Annotated in this window: 19 protein-coding genes; 13 read left to right on the forward strand and 6 right to left on the reverse strand. The window is 46.6% G+C overall.

Features of this window, described 5'->3' with window-relative positions:
- Positions 1-82 precede the first annotated feature (82 nt).
- Both recJ and D6024_RS08660 read right to left on the reverse strand, forming a co-directional pair.
- Complete coding sequence (recJ, locus tag D6024_RS08655) at positions 83-1,789, reverse strand: single-stranded-DNA-specific exonuclease RecJ (protein ID WP_121354225.1); 1,707 nt, start codon at positions 1,787-1,789, stop codon at positions 83-85.
- Between the two features lie 3 nt (positions 1,790-1,792).
- On the reverse strand, positions 1,793-2,755 hold the full coding sequence (locus D6024_RS08660) for a polyprenyl synthetase family protein (protein ID WP_121354226.1): 963 nt from the start codon (positions 2,753-2,755) through the stop codon (positions 1,793-1,795).
- 190 nt (positions 2,756-2,945) lie between these two features.
- Here D6024_RS08660 and D6024_RS08665 point away from each other — a divergent pair, with 190 nt between their 5' ends.
- From D6024_RS08665 to D6024_RS08690, 6 genes are all read left to right on the forward strand, one after another.
- A complete protein-coding gene (locus tag D6024_RS08665) occupies positions 2,946-4,532 on the forward strand; it encodes an OmpA family protein (protein WP_121354227.1) in 1,587 nt (528 codons plus the stop codon).
- Positions 4,533-4,677: 145 nt separating this feature from the next.
- Positions 4,678-5,493, forward strand: a complete 816-nt coding sequence (locus D6024_RS08670) for an outer membrane protein assembly factor BamD (protein ID WP_121354228.1) — start codon at positions 4,678-4,680, stop codon at positions 5,491-5,493.
- Positions 5,468-5,812 (forward strand): DNA-directed RNA polymerase subunit omega, encoded by a 345-nt coding sequence (locus tag D6024_RS08675; protein ID WP_121354229.1) that lies wholly within the window; start codon positions 5,468-5,470, stop codon positions 5,810-5,812. Before D6024_RS08670 ends, D6024_RS08675 begins: the two co-directional genes overlap by 26 nt.
- A 163-nt stretch (positions 5,813-5,975) precedes the next feature.
- On the forward strand, positions 5,976-7,157 hold the full coding sequence (gene coaBC / locus D6024_RS08680; protein ID WP_121354230.1) for a bifunctional phosphopantothenoylcysteine decarboxylase/phosphopantothenate--cysteine ligase CoaBC: 1,182 nt from the start codon (positions 5,976-5,978) through the stop codon (positions 7,155-7,157).
- Positions 7,154-8,065, forward strand: coding sequence for a type IX secretion system protein PorD (porD, locus tag D6024_RS08685; protein WP_121354231.1), 912 nt, complete (start codon positions 7,154-7,156; stop codon positions 8,063-8,065). Before coaBC ends, porD begins: the two co-directional genes overlap by 4 nt.
- Entirely contained in the window at positions 8,066-8,416 is a 351-nt protein-coding gene (locus D6024_RS08690; protein ID WP_121354232.1) for a DUF4296 domain-containing protein, read from the forward strand.
- 41 nt (positions 8,417-8,457) lie between these two features.
- On the opposite strand, the gene D6024_RS08695 is transcribed toward D6024_RS08690, so the two are convergent.
- Together D6024_RS08695 and D6024_RS08700 are read right to left on the reverse strand one after the other, a co-directional pair.
- Complete coding sequence (locus D6024_RS08695) at positions 8,458-9,216, reverse strand: class I SAM-dependent methyltransferase (RefSeq protein WP_121354233.1); 759 nt, start codon at positions 9,214-9,216, stop codon at positions 8,458-8,460.
- A gap of 3 nt (positions 9,217-9,219) precedes the next feature.
- The gene (locus D6024_RS08700; protein ID WP_121354766.1) at positions 9,220-9,876 is read right to left on the reverse strand and encodes a response regulator transcription factor; all 657 of its coding nucleotides are present in this window, start codon (positions 9,874-9,876) and stop codon (positions 9,220-9,222) included.
- 1,051 nt (positions 9,877-10,927) lie between these two features.
- On the opposite strand from D6024_RS08700, the gene D6024_RS26625 reads away from it, so the two are divergent.
- The 6 genes from D6024_RS26625 (at position 10,928) to D6024_RS08730 (ending at position 16,114) form a co-directional block, all read left to right on the forward strand.
- Positions 10,928-11,266 (forward strand): hypothetical protein, encoded by a 339-nt coding sequence (locus D6024_RS26625; RefSeq protein WP_162944642.1) that lies wholly within the window; start codon positions 10,928-10,930, stop codon positions 11,264-11,266.
- Between the two features lie 8 nt (positions 11,267-11,274).
- Complete coding sequence (locus D6024_RS08710; protein WP_121354235.1) at positions 11,275-12,117, forward strand: sensor histidine kinase; 843 nt, start codon at positions 11,275-11,277, stop codon at positions 12,115-12,117.
- A gap of 23 nt (positions 12,118-12,140) precedes the next feature.
- Positions 12,141-12,791, forward strand: a complete 651-nt coding sequence (locus tag D6024_RS08715) for a response regulator transcription factor (protein ID WP_121354236.1) — start codon at positions 12,141-12,143, stop codon at positions 12,789-12,791.
- A gap of 437 nt (positions 12,792-13,228) precedes the next feature.
- Positions 13,229-13,897, forward strand: a complete 669-nt coding sequence (locus D6024_RS08720) for a response regulator transcription factor (protein WP_121354237.1) — start codon at positions 13,229-13,231, stop codon at positions 13,895-13,897.
- Between the two features lie 64 nt (positions 13,898-13,961).
- Positions 13,962-14,789 carry an aminotransferase class IV gene (locus D6024_RS08725; RefSeq protein ID WP_121354238.1) on the forward strand — a complete coding sequence of 276 codons (828 nt, stop codon included), beginning with the start codon at positions 13,962-13,964 and terminating at the stop codon, positions 14,787-14,789.
- Positions 14,790-14,797: 8 nt separating this feature from the next.
- Complete coding sequence (locus D6024_RS08730; RefSeq protein ID WP_121354239.1) at positions 14,798-16,114, forward strand: cryptochrome/photolyase family protein; 1,317 nt, start codon at positions 14,798-14,800, stop codon at positions 16,112-16,114.
- On the opposite strand, the gene D6024_RS08735 is transcribed toward D6024_RS08730, so the two are convergent.
- Together D6024_RS08735 and mqnB are read right to left on the reverse strand one after the other, a co-directional pair.
- The gene (locus D6024_RS08735; protein ID WP_121354240.1) at positions 16,111-16,941 is read right to left on the reverse strand and encodes a 1,4-dihydroxy-6-naphthoate synthase; all 831 of its coding nucleotides are present in this window, start codon (positions 16,939-16,941) and stop codon (positions 16,111-16,113) included. The genes D6024_RS08730 and D6024_RS08735 overlap by 4 nt on opposite strands.
- A complete protein-coding gene (mqnB, locus tag D6024_RS08740) occupies positions 16,938-17,585 on the reverse strand; it encodes a futalosine hydrolase (protein WP_121354241.1) in 648 nt (215 codons plus the stop codon). The genes D6024_RS08735 and mqnB overlap by 4 nt, the downstream gene beginning before the upstream one ends.
- Before the next feature lie 70 nt (positions 17,586-17,655).
- Here mqnB and D6024_RS08745 point away from each other — a divergent pair, with 70 nt between their 5' ends.
- The gene (locus D6024_RS08745) at positions 17,656-18,099 is read left to right on the forward strand and encodes a 6-pyruvoyl trahydropterin synthase family protein (protein ID WP_121354767.1); all 444 of its coding nucleotides are present in this window, start codon (positions 17,656-17,658) and stop codon (positions 18,097-18,099) included.
- The last annotated feature ends 3 nt before the right edge of the window (positions 18,100-18,102 follow it).

An 18,102-nucleotide genomic window follows, 5' to 3' on the forward strand; every position in this document is an offset into this window, starting at 1 on the left:
AGAAAAAACGTTGGTGTGTAGGGAAGAACAAATTTATAGGAGGTGACCGGAAGGTTTGCGAAAGCTGCGAGCAGTTGCTGGCTTAGTTTCTTTCGCTTAAACGCACATCCATCACCTTCAATTGCAGGTTTTTTTCACCGTTCCACTCATTCTCTTCGATCTTGAAAACGATATCCAGGGGCTGATTGTGCAGAAGCAAAGGCATTTTTTCCGCCATATTGAATCCAATGCCTGTTAAAGTATGATGATCCTGACGAAGCACGAAACGCAGGTGGGCTTCTTTTACCACTTTGCTCCACCCCGTATTGTAAACCTGCCGTGCACAAAATGTGGGCGACATGTTTTCCGGGCCGAACGGCTCCATTTGGCAGAGAATGTCGTAAAAGGATTTTTTGATGTCGCTGAACCGGATTTCCGCATCAATCACGATCTCGGGTATCAGCAGTTCCGGATGGATGGTGGCCTGGACCACTTCTTCAAACCGTTTGCAAAAGGCATCGACTTTGTCGGCTTTCAGTGTCATGCCGGCAGCATAAAAGTGGCCACCATAGCCCAGCAGCAGGTCTTTACACTGGTGAATGGCTTCGTACACATTGAAGCCGGCGACGCTGCGGGCCGAACCGGCGACGTAGTCACCACTTTGGGTTAAGACGATTGTGGGCCGGTAAAAATGGTCAATCAGCCGGGAGGCAACAATGCCAACCACGCCTTTATGCCAGTGCGGTTGAAAGAGCACCGTGCTTTTGCGGCTGGCCAGCGAGTTATCGCTCTGTATGAGCGCCAGGGCCTCTTCGGTAATGCTGCTGTCGGCTTCTTTTCGGCTGGTATTGTCTTCATTCAACTGTTCGGCCCAGAACATAGCCTCTTCATAGCTATCGGCAATAAACATTTGTACCGCTTTGCGGCCTTCGTCCATGCGGCCGGCTGCATTCACTCTGGGAGCAATAATGAATACCAGGTTGTTGATGTGGAATTGCTTTTGGAAACTGCTTAGATAGCTGAGCGCTTTAATGCCGAAGTTGGGATTTTGATTGGCTTTCTGCAACCCGTAATAAGCCAACACACGGTTTTCGCCGGTAATGGGAACAATATCAGCCGCAATGGCTGTCGCCACAAGGTCAAGATAGGTGAAAGCAATTTCATCGGGCAGGTACATCGCCCGGCACACAGCCATAATAAGCTTAAAGCCAACGCCACACCCGCAAAGTTCCTTGTAAGGGTAAGCACAATCTACCTGCTTGGGGTTTAAAATAGCTACAGCTGGAGGTAATTCATCATCGGGCAGGTGGTGATCACACACAATGAAGTCAATTCCCAGGCTTTTCGCATAACGGATCAGCTCAACTGACTTGATTCCACAGTCCAGCGAAACAATCAACGTGTAGTTGTTCTCAAACGCGAAGTCGATCCCCTGTTTGCTGACTCCATACCCTTCACGGTAGCGGTGTGGAATGTAAAATTCTGTTTGCGCATGGTGTTTTTTCAGAAACTGGTACATGCACGATACGGCTGTCGTTCCATCAACGTCATAATCACCAAAAACGAGGATCTTTTCACCGGCTGCAAACGCCTGCAGAACACGGTCAACCGCTTTTTGCATGTCTTTCATCAGGAAGGGATCATGCAAGTCGGCGAGTTGCGGGCGGAAAAACCGGCGGGCTTTGTCATATGTTTCAATGCCGCGCTGAACAAGGATGGCACACAGGACAGGGTGAATCTTCAGCTCCCTGAAGAGAGCCGTCGCTTGTTCCTTTTCGTATCCGTTGATGCGCCAGCGCTTTTCACCCATTGTTTAATATTTACGATCCGTAACAAAATTCACGAGGTCTTCAAATCCGTCTCTTGTTTCCGATGGCGGAAAGCTGTGCAGGATGCTGAGTGCTTCCTGTTTATAGGCTTTCATTCGCTCCACCGTGTAGTCGATGCCGCCAGCTTTTACCACTTCATCTACAATATAGGCAATTTTGTCCTTGCGGGTGTTCTCGTTCTTAATGATGTAAATAAGCTCGCGGCGTTTTTTCCTGTCGGTGTTGTTCAGGGTATAGATGAGCGGCATCGTTAGCTTTTTTTCCTTGATATCGTTGCCGGTAGGCTTGCCTATATCCTGCGAAGTGTAGTCAAAAAGGTCATCTTTAATCTGGAAAGCAATGCCTACTTTTTCACCGAAGAGCTGCATCTTCCGGGTGATCTCTTTGTCGCCGGTCACCGACCAGGCCCCGGCGCCACAGGCGGCAGCAAGCAATGACGCCGTTTTGTTCCGGATAATCTCCAGGTACACATCTTCGTCCAGGTTCAGCGACCGCGATTTTTCCATTTGCAGCAATTCGCCTTCGCTCATTTTCCGAACGGCGTCCGACAGCAGCTTGAGAATTTCAAAGTCATCATTGTCAAGCGAAAGCAACAGGCCTTTGGCCAAAAGGTAGTCGCCCACAAGGACCGAGATTTTGTTTTTCCAAAGTGCATAAACTGAGAAAAAACCTCTACGTTCAGGTGAGTCGTCCACCACATCGTCGTGCACAAGGGTGGCGGTATGCAGCAGTTCCACCAATGAGGCTGCCCGGTAGGTAGTTTCATTCACCTTGCCGCAAAGCTTTGCCGCCAGAAAAACGAACATCGGCCGGATTTGTTTGCCCTTTCGTTTTACCACGTAACGCATGATTCTGTCGAGCATGAACACGTTGCTCCGGGCCGCATCCTTGAACTTCTTTTCAAACAGGGTCAATTCGGCCTCTATTAAATTAACGGGTAGCTTCATTCGTAATTGAAAAATTGCAGCAGCAAAACGACAAATCCCCTCTGATGGTACAAGAATTGCAGATTTGAGCTGGCAAATTATAATGACTTGGCAAACGGGTCAAAAATAAATTTAAAAGTTTGGTAATTCTAAGTCAATTTATATTTTTGCGACTGATTAGGACATTGTTTTCAAATTTTAATTGATAGTTATGGTAAGCAAAAAGTACTCTTTTATAGCAGGTGCGTTGTGCCTGTTAGGCTCGACCGGCTTTGCTCAGACGACGACGAGCGGTTCCGGTTATGATGTAGCTGATTCCTCTGTAGTTCCTTCCCGTGGTATGCCCCAGCAAACTGAATTCATGCAGGGCACCTACAACTTCCCGGCAAAGCCGCGGAGCATGTGGGAGTTGGGTTTGAAAGTTGGTTCGTTTATGGTTGCGGGTGATATCCCCGCCCGTTTTCCTGGTGTTGGTTTCGGCGCTCACATCCGCAAGGCATTGGGTTATGTTTTCTCTCTGCGTTTAGAGTATATGTATGGTATTGGTAAAGGTTTGAACTGGAATGCCACTTCTAACTATTATAATAACACGGCCTGGTGGAATGCCGGTTACAGACCAACAAACCCGCAACAGGCAAGGATTTTCGAGAACTACAAAACAAATGTGCAGGACCTTTCACTGGAAGGTATCATCACATTGAACAATGTTCGTTTTCATAAAGCGCAATCCGGTTTCAACGTGTACGCATTGTTGGGTATCGGCGCGGCTACTTACGACACCAAAGTCAATGCCCTGAACGGAACAACTCCGTACAACTTCAGCGGTATTTCTGGCTATAACGACTATAAAAACAGAAAGAACGTAAGAGATCAGTTGAAATCACTGATGGATGACTCTTATGAGACACAGGCTGAAAATGACGGTCCCCGTCGTCCGAAGCTGGGTGGCAACACGCTGATCCCCGTTGGTCACGTTGGTGCTGGTATCGCTTTCCGTTTGAACAGACGTTTGAATTTGGCGATCGAAGACCGTTTCACAATCACCAGAACAGACCTGATCGATGGCCACAAATGGGCTGAACAGGTATTTGGTCAACCTGTGTTGACTGGTGACTACGATGCTTACAACTACGCTACAGTAGGTCTGAACATCAACCTGGGAGCAAAAGCTGTTGAACCGCTGTGGTGGTTGAACCCGCTGGATTATGCTTATCAGGAAATTCGTAAGCCTCGCCTGATGATCCTGCCAAAACCAGTTCTGCCTGATACCGATGGTGATGGCATTACTGACCAGTTTGACCAGGAAGTTACACCTGCCGGTTGCCCTGTTGACTCTCATGGTGTGAGCCTCGATTCAGACGGTGACGGTGTTCCTGATTGCCGCGATAAAGAAAAAGTTACACCTACCTACTGTCAGCCAGTTGACGCCGATGGTGTTGGTAAGTGTCCTTGCCCTGACTCTACTTGCTTCCAGGGTATGGTTCGTGCAGGAGATTGCGCAACGGCTTTGGGTTCTATGCCAAGCATTGCGTTCAAAGGCAGCGCTTCTAAACTGACTACAGAACAAAAGAGCCTGTTGGCCGGTGTCGCTGCTAACCTGCGCAACAACCCGAACTGCCGCATCTCTATCGTTGGTTATTGCACAGAAAGCAAAGCAAAACAATCTTCTGGTTCTGCAAGAGCCGAGAATGTTCGCAAATACCTGGTAGAAAGTGAAGGTATCTCAAACGATCGTATCACTGTTCTGCTTGGTCAGCAAGGTGGCGATTGCAATACAGTTGACCTGAGAGCTGAATAATTTGAATTCTTTTCGATAAAAAAATCCCGCTTCAACGAGGCGGGATTTTTTTTGCCCTCACTTTAGATAAATCTTAACGGCGGCTAATCTTCCGTTCCAGATAATTAAAGAATATTTGCCGCTATTGAATAATTTCGCCCATTTTATGAAGTTTTCTGCTGCGCTTTTTTTTAGTTTTTTTCTCCTGGCCGGCTGTCAATCCATTAATAAAGTGCTGAAAAATCCCGATCCGCACTATAAACTTCGGATGGCAGAACAGTATTTCGCCAACAAAAAATATGGCTTTGCCCAGCAGATCTACGAAGACATTATGCCGGCTTTCCGTGGGCAGCCCGAATTTGAAGACATTTATTATAAATACGCCTACACAGCTTATTATCAAAAAGATTATCTGAATGCAGAAAACCTGTTTAAAGGCTACCTGGAGGTTTTCTCAACAAGTCCGCGGGCAGAAGAGATCGATTTTATGCGGGCCTATACCTTCTATAAACAATCACCCAAGGCAGCGCTGGACCAGACATCGACCCGCAAAGCCATTGGAATGATGCAGACGTTCATCAACACGCATCCCGGTTCGGCTAAAAACAAGGAAGCGACCGAGATCATTGACCAGTTGCGCCTGAAACTGGAAACCAAGGACCGCAAGGCCGCACAATTGTATTATGACATTGGACAGTTCCGTGCAGCGGCGGTTGCTTTTAACACGCTGCTGAACGACTATGCGGAAAGCCAAGCCGGTGCTGAATACAAATTAATGGCAATAAAATCTTACTTTCGCTTCGCTGAAATGAGCGTGGAGGAAAAAAAAGCCGAGCGTTTCGAAAAAGTAATTGAAGAGGCTGCAGACTTTATGGACCGTTTTCCAGACAGTCCTTTAAGCAAGGAAGTCCAGGATTTTGTCAGCAAATCGCAAAACAATTTAAAAATATACTCGAATGAGCCTGTTAAGACGACAACTTAATACGAACATTGCCAACAATATTGAAACCCGTGATATAAATGAACTCAAGAGTAAGACGGGGAATGTCTATGAATCAATCGCCGTCATTGCAAAGCGGTCTAACCAGATCAACATTGCATTGAAGGAAGAACTGCACAATAAACTCGACGAGTTTGCCAGCCATACGGATTCATTAGAAGAAATTCATGAGAACAAGGAGCAAATAGAAATTTCCCGGGCTTACGAAAAAATGCCAAATCCGGCTATTCTTGCTACATCAGAATTCATGGAGGGAAAGGTTTACTTCCGTAAAAACGAAGAAACTGATCTGTTTCATTGATACCAGCCGTAAATCATTTGGAAAGCGACTCTTAACGGGTCGCTTTTGTTTTGTCAGCTAAGCTGGATGTTCCGGATTGGCGGAAACGGAGGTACTCCTGCATATCTTAATTCATAATGAACCGGTTATTTCTTTTTACACCTTTGTCACTTAGCTTTGAGCCATGTCTGCGGGGAAAAAAATATTGATAGGTATTACAGGAAGCATTGCTGCGTATAAAACACCGTTGTTGGTCAGGCAACTGGTTAAAGCCGGTGCTGAAGTAAAGGTGATCATGACCCCTGCCGCGGAAGACTTTGTTTCCCGGCTAACGCTTGCGACCGTTTCAAAAAATGATGTGCTCGTAAATTTATTTGACGAAGCAACCTGGGCTAATCATGTACACCTGGGACGTTGGGCCGACCTCTTTTTACTGGCTCCTTTGAGCTGTAACACGCTAAGCAAAATGGCCCATGGCTCTTGCGACAATCTACTCCTGGCCACCTATCTGTCCGCAACTTGTCCGGTGGTTGTTGCTCCCGCAATGGATGAAGATATGTGGCACCATCCCACAACCAAAAGAAACCTGGCCGCGGTTGAAAGCGACGGATGTTCAATAATCCCGGTAAAACACGGCGAATTGGCCAGTGGATTGATCGGGGATGGCCGGATGGCTGAACCGGAAGAGATCGTTTCCTGGCTGGATGCTTTTTTTGCCAGGCAAAACAGTTTATCTGGGAAAAAAGCCTTGGTTACAGCCGGACCTACATACGAAGCTATCGATCCCGTACGTTTTATCGGCAACCATTCCTCAGGCAAAATGGGTATTGCTATCGCCGAAGAGTTGGTGAAACGGGGCGCCTCTGTAACCCTGGTTACCGGACCAATTTCTCTTCAAGCCAAAGGTCTTCGGCGCATTTCGGTGACAAGTGCTGCAGAGATGTACGCAGCCTGTACAGGAGTGGATTACGATATTGCCGTGATGGCGGCGGCTGTTGCAGACTATACGCCAGTCGAAGTGGCCGATAAAAAAATTAAGAAGAATAGCGGCGAGCTCACCCTTACACTGAAACGAACCCAGGACATTTTGGGTTCCTTGGGAAAGCAAAAACGCGACGGCCAGTTGCTGGTGGGTTTCGCTCTTGAAACTGACAACGAGAGAGAAGGAGCATTAAAAAAGCTTCGGGAAAAAAATGCCGACCTGATCGTTTTGAATTCACTACAGGATGAGGGTGCCGGTTTTGGACATGATACCAATAAGGCAACCCTCTATTTTCGAAACGGGGAAGAAAAGAATTTGCCATTAAAGTCCAAAACTGCTTTGGCAAAAGATATTGTTGACACTATAACCGAATTAGTAAAATGAAATGGATCATCGCCGTCGCGCTGCTCGTTACGATGCAAAAGGCAACAGCACAGGAGTTGCAGGCTAAAGTGACTGTAATGGCCAACCGCGTGAGCAATAAGGTTGATAAAAAAACCTTTCAAACATTGCAAACGGCCCTCACAAATTTTGTGAATAACCGCAAGTGGACCGGCGATGCCTTTCAGCCACAGGAAAAAATCCGCTGCAGCTTCTTACTCAATATAGACCAGGAACTCGGAAACAATCTTTATAAGGCTACGCTGACCGTTCAGTCGGCAAGACCGGCATACAATACGACCTATGAGTCGCCGCTGATTAATTTCCAGGACAACGAGGTTACATTTAAGTACATCGAATTTCAGCCGGTCGAATTCAATGAAAATCGTGTGCAGGGCAATGACCCGGTGACAGCCAACCTGCCTGCTGTTCTTGCCTTTTATGTCAACATGATCCTGGGTATGGACTATGCATCCTTTTCACTGCGGGGAGGCGACCCGTATTTTTTAAAAGCGCAAAACATCGCGAATAATGCACCGGAAGGACAGCAGATCAGCGGATGGAAGCCATTCGATGGGTTGCGAAACCGCTACAAACTGGTTGAGGGTTTTGTCGACAACCGTTTTGCTCTGATGCATGATGCGGTTTATGCCTATTACCGCAGCGGGTTGGATCAGTTTGCCGAAAAGGAAAAAGAAGCCCGGATTGGTGTGCTTAACGCATTAAACTACCTGAATACGGTCGGCCAGGAAAACCCGGGCGCCATGGCCATCCAGTTTTTCTTCCAGGGAAAGAGCAGTGAACTTGTCAGGATATTCAGCAAAGCCGATCCGGATATGAAAACACAGGCTCGCAATATTCTCACCCGCCTTGACCTGACCAATGTCAATGCTTACAAGGAATTGAAATAAATGCGTTATCTTTTTTTACTCGCCATCGTTTTTGCAGCCACCGCCTGCACGTCTTCGGTACCCGAAGAAATTATGCCGAAGGAAAAAATGGGAGCGGTCTTGTACGATGTGATCAGGGCCGATGAAATGACGGACTTTCTCCTGGCAAACGATTCTACATATCGGGAATTTTCGAAAAGAGCTTCCTTCTACGATACGATTTTCCAGCTTCATGCCGTGAAAAAGGAAGACTTTCAAAAAAGCCTGAGGTTTTACCAGGGGCGTCCCGATCTGCTAAAGGAAATTTTGGATAGCCTGCAAAAAAAGGTATCGCCGGCGCAAAGCCAGCGAAGCGCTCCGTTACAGCGCTAACCGCTAATCTTCGAAGAAATAGGCCGTGCAATTATCGATGTTTAGTTTTTCTTTTCGACAACAATGTAGGCTTTGTTATCGCCCATCCTGAACGGACGTTTCTTCGGCGTACTGTAAACGGACCGCAAACGCAGGCCTGCCTGGTCAAAAAGAAAACTTAGTTCGTCGAGCGTGAAAACATAATCCACGCCACGAATAACTTCGACCGTTCCATCAGGGGCAAGAAGGGTATGCTCAGATTCGATGCGGCCTGGATTGAAGTGATATTTGTATTCAAGAAGATATTTGTATTCGTCGATCTTGTACCATTCGTGTTCACGAAAATGCCGGATGGCAATTTCTGCGATCATCCAGGTGTTGATAATAAAAATGCCGTCAGGTGTCAAATGAGCCGCAATTTTTTCCAACAGGGAGAGGGCATCTTCCCGGCCAAAAAAAGCAAAGCTGTTCCCCATACACAGAGCAACTTTATAGGAGCCGCTCAGTGGCACTTGCATTGCACTGGCCGCAATGGCTGTCACTGCCAGGTTTTCAGCAATTGCAGTTGTTTCGATTTCCGCTACGTACTCTTGTAAATTGTCAATTGCCGTTACGGTATAGCCCCGTCTTCCCAGTTCAAGTGCATGGCGTCCATAACCACAAAGCAGGTCAAGAACGTTGTCGCCTTTCTGCAAGGAGGCTTCGTCTTCAACAAACGAACACTCAGCTTCCGAAAGACCAGGCGGAATCAGTTTGCGCCAGATTTCTTTATAGGCGCTCTGGAAAAACGTATCGTTAATGTTGTTGCTTTTCGTTTGCAAATCTTACTCGATTAAACGGTTTCGCATGGCATACATCACGAGGCCGGCGATGGTTTTGGCACCAACCTTTTGCTTCATGTTCTGCCGGATGGTCTCAATGGTTCGCGGACTTAAGAAAACATCCTTCGAAATTTCCTCGGTGGTTTTGTCTTCTGCGATGCTTTTCAAAATACGCAGTTCTTTTTCCGAAAACTTCACAGGCGCGGGGTAATACTGGCGAACATTCTTTTTATGTTGCAACCGCATCAACACCGCTTTGTTTACGAGATCATTGAAGTAAAAGTCATCGTTCATGCAGGTAAGGATGGCCTGGTATATCTCATCCGGATCTGAAGTTTTTGTGAGATAGGCATTGGCGCCCATTTCCATCATCTTCGTGATCATCTCCTGGTCGTCATACATTGTCAGCACAACGATCTTCACTTCTTCATATTCTTTGCGGATCAAACCAATGGCATTCATGCCATCCAGTTCGGGCATGCGCAGATCCATCAACAACACGTCGGGTTGTTTGAGCTGAATTTTGTGCATCAGGTCTTTACCGTCTTCTGCTTCCCACAAAAATTTGATGTGATCGCGGCCGGTGAGTGCCATTTTTATGCCGTCACGAAAGATTTTATGATCATCGGCGATGGCCACTTTGATTTGCTGGGTATTCATGGAAATTGGTTTAATGAGCTGTTCGCAGTCGGCGACAAATCTAATTGTTTTTTCGTCTCCCACTCCATGACATCTTAAGAAATTTTTTCACGGAGCTGTGACGCATTCAAAGGTGGAACTACGTTTTCCGGAATCGTAAAAATGCGTTTGTACGAAGGGTTATTCCCCTTTGGCAATTGGGGGAAAGTAGGTGCGCATTTGGGGGGATTGCACCGGCTAATTGTTTGTACCCATCCTTGTTAAGTGTTTCTTCTTAGTGGTGGCCGAAGCGCTGAAATGTAGGCCTGGACTGCGTTTCAGCGGACTGGAAAGGGCTGGTTTTGTCGCCGTATGAATCTGTTTTGGGGTGAAAAATGGACAGTAAAATTACGATCATGAATGCGCAGAAATACCTGATTTTGTACGTAAGCCTACTTTTTTGCTGAGTACAAACGCTGATGAATAGTGTATTATGATGAAAAATTACAATTTATACTGAGCCTGAAGCACTTGGTTGAGAAAGATTTGAGGCCAATATTTGAGGTACAAAAACTTACTGATATGGTACCGACTAAAAAAATCATGAGATCTGTTCCTCCCGTTGGCGACGAACCAATTTGGTGGGAGCAAAATTAATTAAAGAAAGCAAAATTTCATTTTGTCAAAAGGTTTTCTATATTTGGCCTAAAACCAAAACTATAGAAAACCCTTTTTTATTTTGATCATTGTTGCCCTCGATATCTACCTTGAATTAGTTCCTCTCCTCGTATTCCTGATTTTTTTAAGAAAATCAAAAGCAGAAACAGGGATCCGGTTGATTGTCGCCTACTCGACGATAATTTTTTTGATCAACTTTTTATTATTGTATTGGAGAAAGCTTCCTTTGCTTTACGATTCATTCACATTGATTGAATGCTTGTTCTTCTGCAGCTTTCTTTACACTCAGCTCAAGAGTCAAACTTCCAAAAAGCTTTTGCGTCTTTGTTGCCTCGTTTTCACGGTATGTTATATTGGCTTTACGATTTATGCCAAAATGGCGACTGATACCAGTTCCATCCCAACCAACCAGGTCATGATGGATTCAATTCCGATTGGGGTGGAAACGATACTCCTCCTGGCATTCTCGTTTTACTTTCTTTACGAACGGACCAAGGATACCACGACGCTGTTTATCTACAACACCTACCAGTTTTGGATTGTGCTTGGCATCGTGTTGTACCTGGCGGGATCGTTCTTTATTTATATTTTCTGTAATTATTTAAGTCCTGCCGAAGTCAGGAAGTATTGGGTCGTGACCAACTTTTTTTCCATTTTGCGAACCCTGTTTTTTGCGATTGCGATTGTCTATAATTCAAAGCCGCCGCGTAACAATACACTGGTAACAGACTTTGAACTCACCTATTTAAATTAACCCGTCCGATGTTCCTTCTGCAAACGCCAACCTCCGGAATTTCGATGGTTCTTTTTCTGGGAACTTTAGGGATGCTTGTCCTCACCATCGGGTTGATCTTGTTCATCATTTTTCACCAGCGGAAGGTGATCCGCTTTCAACTGCGGTTGCAGGACATGGAGAAAAAGCAGCAAAAGATTTTGCTGAATGCCTCAATCCGTTTGCAGGAAGAAGAACGGCAACGATTGGCTGCCGACCTGCACGACGACGCCGGACCATTGCTGGCAACGGCCCGCCTCTACCTGAGCGAAAACCTCGTGAACCTGGACAAGGCCACGCAGTTACAATCCATTTTCCAGGCACGCCAGATTCTGGACGACACCATCCAATTGATCCGCAATATCAGCCACAGCCTCATGCCGCCAACGCTCAAGAATTTTGGCCTCGAGTCGGCGGTGAATGATTTGTTTCAAAAGATCGGCGGTTCCGGTGCCATTAATGCCAGCAGCCGTTTTCACGATTACAAAGACCGCCTGAAGGCCGACAAAGAACTCATTCTGTTTCGTGTCGTGCAGGAACTTGTCAATAATATTTTAAAACACAGCAGCTCCAGTTTTATTCACTTAACGCAGAACAATCAGGGCGACAATTGTTACATTCGCATCCATCACGATGGCCGCGGCCTTGTGCAAAGCGATTTTGAAAAATTGAATAAAAGCAAAACCGGCCTGGGGTTGAAAAACATCAGCAGCCGTTTGAAAGTGGTGCATGGCCGTATCAATTTTGAAAAAGACAGTTCGCAGACCTATTATAAGATTACCATCGAAGTGCCCAAGGAAGAAGTGCCCGAAGAGATGCTTTATCATTCGTAATTTTAAGTGAAATCTGATTTCTGATGAATGTGATTAAAGTGGCAATTGCCGATGACCACAAGATCTTTCGCAAGGGTGTCATTCTTTCCCTTCGTCCGTATAACAATATCAAATTTGTACTGGAAGCCGAGAACGGCGACGAACTGCTGGCTGGTCTTCCCGAGGCACAGCCAGATGTAATCCTGATGGATTTGCGCATGCCCCAAAAGGATGGGATCGAAACGACGAAAATCGTCAGCAAGCAATTTCCCAACATTTTTGTTCTTGTGCTGAGCATGTACGAAGACGAGCGATTTGTATCACACCTGATGGAAAACGGAGCCAATGGTTACCTGCTGAAAAACGCAGAGCCGCAGGAAATCCGCAAGGCGATCATGGACGTGTTTGAGAAAGGTTACTACCTGAACAACTTTGTCAACCGTATTCTGATCAAAAAAGCGCATGCAAAGCAAAAGACAATTCCCTCGTTGAACAGCGAAATCACGATCAGCGACAAAGAACGCGAAGTGCTTCGCTTTATTTGTATGGAATTTACGGCCCAGGAAATCGCACAGAAAATGGACATCAGCCCGCGTACGGTGGAGGCCATTAAAGACCGGCTGATGGAGCGGTTTGGTAGCAAGAATACGGCGGGGCTTGTATTTTTCGCCGTTAAAAACAACCTCGTGGATTGATCTGTCATCTCTTCACTTCGATTTTTAATCATAGCATGCGTCTCATTCCCTTTTTGGTTCTTACGCCCTGCATGATTGTTGGACTAAAATAGCAGTTACCGCATTTCCTCCTGCGCAGGCAAAGGCCATTCCAGTACACCCGCATTTTTAGAAATTACATTACCTGCGGCCAGGGATAACTGTTTTACTTTCCAAGGCACCGCCCGGTTATTTGCTAATTGAAAGTCAAAACACTCTAGATCTACGCTTGCAAAAGCCTTCAGTACCGTATTTTTGCACCTTTTATCGTAAAAACAACATTTATTATTCGTGGAAAGACGATCCAGTGAGTCCGTATTTTATGTGAAGTGAAATTCCGTACTAGTACTGTTTCCCGTTCGGAAGTTTTTCTGCAATTTGCAGCCCTGTTTTAACGTACAACTACCAACCTTTATTCAATGAAAAATCCAGAAACTAACGTTATTAAAGTTGCGATTGCGGACGATCATGCTCTTTTCCGTGCCGGTGTGAAAACGGCCCTGGCCAGCCGCAAAGACATACAAATGGTGGCAGAAGCGGAAAATGGCATGCAATTGCTGAACCTGCTGAAGCATATTGCGCCGGATGTGGTGCTCCTGGACATTCAAATGCCGATCATGGATGGCCTGACAACTCTTCCTGAGGTCAAGAAACTTTATCCCGATATTAAAGTCATTATGCTTTCGATGCACAATGATCATTCGGTGATTACTCGCATGATGGAGATCGGTGCCAATTCTTACCTTACCAAAGACTCTGATTCGGAAATGATTTACCAGGCGATCCGAACCTGTTTTGAGCAGGAGTTCTACTTCAACGACCTTACCAACAAGGCCCTGCTGAATGGATTGCGGATGAAACGCCCGGTAGAGCAGGAGGTTCCCGATGTGGCGCTCAATGACAAGGAAGTAACAATCCTGAAGTTAATGTGCGAAGAAAAAAGCACCCGTGAAATTGCTGTTGCAGTAGACCTGAGCCCCCGCACAGTCGAAGCTATTCGTGACAAACTGAAAACTAAAACCGGCGCAAAATCCCTGGCCGGCCTGATTATGTACGCTGTAAAAGCGGGCATTGTTGAACAGGAGTGATCTTTTAAAAATCGTTCTGCAAAAGCCAACCTCACCGTTGGCTTTTTTCGTTCAACTTTGAGGCATGAATGTATGCCTGAACGGAGATTTTTTCCCTGCAGAAGCACCCTTGCTTCCGGTTCACAACCGCAGCTACAAATGGGGCGATGGTGTGTTTGAAACCATGAAAGTTTTTCGTGGCAAACTGTTGTTGGAAAATCTGCATTTTGAACGATTGTTGACAAGCCTGCGAATTTTGCAGATCGGTACAAACGTAGCCCTTCATCGCGACACGATGGTTGCACAGGTACTTGAACTTTGCCGGCAAAACGACTGTTCGCATCATGCCCGTGTCCGCCTTGCAGTTTACCGTACCGAAGAAAATGCCGCTGGCTATTCTATTGAAGCCCTTCCGCTGGATGATCATGTAAGCGAGTGGAGCGAAGAGGGATTGAACCTCGTGCTGTTTCCGTATGCCCGCAAGAGCATGGATGCGTTTGCCAATTTAAAGTCTGCTAATTTTTTGCCTTACGTTATGGCCCAGCGTCACGCAACGGAACGTGGCGCAGATGATGCTTTGGTCATTAATGCACAAAACCACCTGTGTGATTCATCCAAAGCCAATCTTTTCCTGATCAAGGATGAAATCATCTATACTCCCGCTTTACACCAGGGGTGTGTTAACGGCGTCATGCGCCGGGTTGTCATCGATGAAGCAAAAAAAATGGGTTTTCGTTTGCACCAGGATGAAGTGACGGAAGAACAGGTCATTGCTGCCGGCGAAGTTTTTTTGACCAACGCGATCCAGATCATTCGTTGGGTAGCCCGCTACAAGGATTCCGAATATGGTTTTGCCCAAACCCGACAGCTTTTTACTGCTGTAAAGGCAACCATTTTTCGCGGTCTTTGTTAACACACATCATGCAGAAAGTTGTTCTCTTTTGGTTCCGGCGTGATTTGCGACTTTCCGACAATGCCGGTCTTTATGCTGCCCTTCGATCGGGCTTGCCTGTTGTACCGCTTTTCATTTTTGATAAGACCATTCTCCTGCAACTCGAAGACAATGATGATAAACGGGTAAGCTTTATTTATTCTGCTTTGCAACACCTGCAGCAACAACTGGCCGCTGTCGGCAGCACACTGGATGTTCGCTATGGAAACGTCGAAGATATTTTTTTAACTGTGGTCAGGGAGTATGATGTGCAGGCCGTTTATACTAACCAGGATTATGAGCCTTCTGCACGGCAACGCGATGAGACGAATAGGATGTTCCTGGCGAAAAAAAATATTCCTTTTTACTCGTATAAAGACCAGGTGATTTTTGAAAAAGACGAAGTGGTAAAAGAGGACGGAAGCAACTACATGGTCTTTACGCCCTATGCCAAAAAGTGGAAGGCGCTCCTGCAACAAAAGCCGGTTCAGCACTTTTTTTCGGAGCGACTCCTGCAGCATTATTACTGCCAGGATCCCTTGCAAATTCCTGCACTTGAATCGTTGGGTTTCGTTTTCAATCCCGCCATTCCCCCATTGTCCCGCATCGATGAAACAAAAATCATTCACTACGATCAAACAAGGGATACGCCATCTGTTAAGGGTACAACACGAATGGGGGTTCACCTGCGGTTTGGTACGGTAAGCGTTCGTAAACTGGTAGAGAAGGCCTTGCTGTTAAACGAAGTATTTTTAAATGAACTGATCTGGCGGGAGTTTTTTATGCAGGTACTCTGGCACCATCCCAGGGTTGTGAACGAGGCCTGCAAAAAAGAATATGATGCGATCGCCTGGCGCAACAACGAACAGGAATTTGCGCAGTGGTGCAAGGGGGAAACTGGTTTCCCGATCGTTGATGCCGGCATGCGGGAGCTCAATGAAACAGGCTTTATGCACAACCGTGTGCGGATGATCGCAGGCAGCTTTCTGGTAAAAGATTTACTCATCGACTGGCGTTGGGGCGAAGCCTGGTTTGCCAGAAAGCTCCTCGATTTTGAACTTTCTTCAAACAACGGCAACTGGCAGTGGGTGGCCGGCTGCGGCTGCGATTCCGCACCCTATTTCCGTGTTTTCAATCCGTCACTGCAGGCAAAGAAATTTGATCCGCAGGGAATTTATATTCGCAGGTGGGTGCCGGAGTTTGATACGGCAACCTACGCAGAGCCGATGGTTGATCATGCATCTGCAAAGGAGCGTTGCATCAGGGCATACAAAAAAGCATTGCAAAAGCAAAGCCGCATAGCTTAAGATAGAAAAAGGTCCTCCGCTTTTCCGGATTGTCCGTGCATTTTTGTGTAAACATCAAAGAACGCCTGGATAGCCGCCTTGCCGTTGGGGCCAAGGTTGACAGAATACTCGTTCACGTAAAGTTGAATATGCTTGCGCATCACATCTTCCTCCATGGCCTGTGCATGGCTGGTGATGTAGGCGGAAAGTTTCGGGTAGCGATCCAAACTGTATTGCACGCTTTTTTGAATCAGCCTTTCCACTTTGCGTTTTATTTCATCGGGCAGGCTTCGTTTAATGGTGATCCCCGCAAGCGGAATGGGAGCGTTCTCACGCTGTTCCCAGATCTCACCAAGATCGCAGATTTTGTGCAATCCTTTTTGCTGGTAGGTGAACCTGTTTTCGTGGATAATCACGCCCAGTTCTACCTCGCCATCGCACACGGCATCCTCGATGGAAGAGAAAAGCAGGGGCTCGGTATTTTTTACAAACGGAAAGGCATAGTGCAGTAAAAAATTCGCGGTTGTCAACTCTCCCGGAATGGCAATTTTGCAACGACCAATATCGCCGACATCCACCATTTTTTTTGCAACCAGCAGCGGGCCGACACCTTTGCCAAGGGCAGCGCCGGAATTGAGCATAGCATACTGCGCGGCCTGAGGAAAAAAGGCAGGAAAGCTGAGTTTCGTGATGTCAAGCTTTGCTTTTGCAGCGCCTGCGTTGAGGGTTTGAATATCTTCCAGCTTGGGTTCGAAAACCAATCCTTCCGTATCAATCAGGCCATTGACAAGGGCATCAAAAATAAATGTATCGTTTGGACAAGGCGAAAAACCGATGGTAAGTTTCATGATGCTTTCAGTTTCGTAAGGATTTTTTGCACTTCACGGTTAAGACTGGCAATGGCTTCTTTCATCTTCCATTTGCTTTTGTCTCTCTCGCCGATAAAATTAGACAGGGAGCGGATCTGGAGGAAAGGAATTTTTTCCAGCAGGCCCACATAATGCAGGGCCGCACCTTCCATGCTCTCTACCTGCGCATTGAGTTGATCGCGGTAATACCGGACGGTGGCTTCGTCTGTCGAAATTTCATTGACGGTGACGCCACTGACGATAGGCAGGCCGGTTGCCCGCAATCGCTCCACATCATTTGTCAGCCGTGTTTCGTTCCAGGGTGGTGTGTTCGTGCCAAGCAAGTGCAGGTCGAAAAGCGATCGAAAACCACTGGCTTCCTTTACACCCAAATCGCCCAGGCATTCGCTTCCGACTACCACAACACTACCAAGCGAATCTTGCGGCTGCAGCGTGCCGGCAACACCGGCCTGGATAATCAGGTCGGGGCGATTTTGCACGGCCTCTTTGGTCAGTGCATAGGTGGCGGCCACGAGGCCAACGCCTGTGATGAGAAGATTTACGGTCCGGTTTTCGTGTAACGAAAGGGCCTGGATAGTGGGAGCAATTTCCATTTCCGTGGCCGCACAAAGCAAAATCTGCATGGCGCAAAATTCGGATTTCTGCTCTGTTTGCAACCTTTACCTTTGTCCTTTGTTGGTTAACCCGAACAATATGAAGCAGAAAGTAGCCGTTGTGCGCCGCGAACATTTTAATGCTGCACATCGCCTGTTCCGCAAGGACTGGAGCGATGAGCAGAATACGTCAACCTTTGGCAAATGCAGCCTGCCCAATTTTCATGGCCACAACTATGAATTGGAGGCAAAGGTAATCGGTGAAGTGGATGCAGAAACGGGCTATGTCATGGACATCAAAAAGCTTTCTGACCTCATTGCCGAAAAAGTGCTGGAGAAATTCGATCACAAAAACTTAAACCTTGATGTGGAAGAATTTCGAACACTCAACCCGACGGCTGAAAACATTGCTATTGTGATCTACAACATTCTTCGTCCGCACATCCCGGAGCAAAACGAATTATATATCCGCTTGTTCGAAACACCCCGGAATTATGTTGAATATCCTGTGGCTCCAACCAATTTCGTAAATCCCAAATCGTAAAAC

This window comes from Flavisolibacter nicotianae (genome assembly GCF_003628535.1).
Classification (GTDB): Bacteria; Bacteroidota; Bacteroidia; order Chitinophagales; family Chitinophagaceae; genus Flavisolibacter; species Flavisolibacter nicotianae.

Excerpts from the sequence above, each read along its gene's own strand:
- recJ (WP_121354225.1), bottom strand. The coding sequence starts at position 1,789 with ATGGGTGAAAAGCGCTGGCGCATCAACGGATACGAAAAGGAACAAGCG.
- D6024_RS08660 (WP_121354226.1), bottom strand. The coding sequence starts at position 2,755 with ATGAAGCTACCCGTTAATTTAATAGAGGCCGAATTGACCCTGTTTGAA.
- D6024_RS08665 (WP_121354227.1), top strand. The coding sequence starts at position 2,946 with ATGGTAAGCAAAAAGTACTCTTTTATAGCAGGTGCGTTGTGCCTGTTA.
- D6024_RS08670 (WP_121354228.1), top strand. The coding sequence starts at position 4,678 with ATGAAGTTTTCTGCTGCGCTTTTTTTTAGTTTTTTTCTCCTGGCCGGC.
- D6024_RS08675 (WP_121354229.1), top strand. The coding sequence starts at position 5,468 with ATGAGCCTGTTAAGACGACAACTTAATACGAACATTGCCAACAATATT.
- coaBC (WP_121354230.1), top strand. The coding sequence starts at position 5,976 with ATGTCTGCGGGGAAAAAAATATTGATAGGTATTACAGGAAGCATTGCT.
- porD (WP_121354231.1), top strand. The coding sequence starts at position 7,154 with ATGAAATGGATCATCGCCGTCGCGCTGCTCGTTACGATGCAAAAGGCA.
- D6024_RS08690 (WP_121354232.1), top strand. The coding sequence starts at position 8,066 with ATGCGTTATCTTTTTTTACTCGCCATCGTTTTTGCAGCCACCGCCTGC.
- D6024_RS08700 (WP_121354766.1), bottom strand. The coding sequence starts at position 9,876 with ATGAATACCCAGCAAATCAAAGTGGCCATCGCCGATGATCATAAAATC.
- D6024_RS26625 (WP_162944642.1), top strand. The coding sequence starts at position 10,928 with ATGATGGATTCAATTCCGATTGGGGTGGAAACGATACTCCTCCTGGCA.
- D6024_RS08710 (WP_121354235.1), top strand. The coding sequence starts at position 11,275 with ATGTTCCTTCTGCAAACGCCAACCTCCGGAATTTCGATGGTTCTTTTT.
- D6024_RS08715 (WP_121354236.1), top strand. The coding sequence starts at position 12,141 with ATGAATGTGATTAAAGTGGCAATTGCCGATGACCACAAGATCTTTCGC.
- D6024_RS08720 (WP_121354237.1), top strand. The coding sequence starts at position 13,229 with ATGAAAAATCCAGAAACTAACGTTATTAAAGTTGCGATTGCGGACGAT.
- D6024_RS08725 (WP_121354238.1), top strand. The coding sequence starts at position 13,962 with ATGAATGTATGCCTGAACGGAGATTTTTTCCCTGCAGAAGCACCCTTG.
- D6024_RS08730 (WP_121354239.1), top strand. The coding sequence starts at position 14,798 with ATGCAGAAAGTTGTTCTCTTTTGGTTCCGGCGTGATTTGCGACTTTCC.
- D6024_RS08735 (WP_121354240.1), bottom strand. The coding sequence starts at position 16,941 with ATGAAACTTACCATCGGTTTTTCGCCTTGTCCAAACGATACATTTATT.
- mqnB (WP_121354241.1), bottom strand. The coding sequence starts at position 17,585 with ATGCAGATTTTGCTTTGTGCGGCCACGGAAATGGAAATTGCTCCCACT.
- D6024_RS08745 (WP_121354767.1), top strand. The coding sequence starts at position 17,656 with ATGAAGCAGAAAGTAGCCGTTGTGCGCCGCGAACATTTTAATGCTGCA.